Annotated in this window: 1 protein-coding gene; it reads right to left on the bottom strand. The window is 72.0% G+C overall.

The features are described from left to right. Positions 1-522, bottom strand: a 522-nt coding sequence (locus AC5WS8_RS39365) for a transposase (protein ID WP_496108271.1), incomplete at both ends; no start/stop codon positions are given.

Below are 522 nucleotides of genomic sequence, written 5' to 3'. Positions count from 1 at the left end.
CGCAAGCGCAGGCGGCGGCCGCCGCGGGTGAGGCGGGCGGCGACGTGCAGCAGCCGGTAGCGGAGCTTCTTCGGCTCGGCAGTGGCCAGCTCCCTGTCCAGCAGAAGGACGCGCGTCCAGGCCAGCAGATCGATCGCCGTGAGGCTGAGTTCGAGCCAGACGGCGTTGACGGTGAAGTCGCGGGAGGGGAAGCGGCCGAAGCCGGTGGTCTTGCCGCACCGGATGTGGTCCTCGACCGTGGCATGCCCGCGGTGACGGACCTCCAGGAACTGGGCGGATCCGCCCCCGGAGTACGGTGTGTCGGTGAGGAACACCTGATGCCGCAGGCCCTCGTCCTGGTCGAACAGGGAGAGCTGGGCTCCGGGGTGCGGCCGCTCCCGGCGCACGATGATGCGGGTGCCGTCCGGGTAGCCGTCCAGATCGACCATGCCGGTCAGCTCGGCCACCGCGGCGCCATCCCGCAGCGTCCCGTCCTGGTCCAGGGCGGGATGCCAGAGGCGGTCGGGCATGGCCCGGACAGCG

It is taken from the genome of Streptomyces sp. PTL18 (assembly GCF_059510295.1).
Note: the sequence above shows the minus strand (reverse complement) of the source record. Positions and strands in the feature narration are given on the sequence as shown.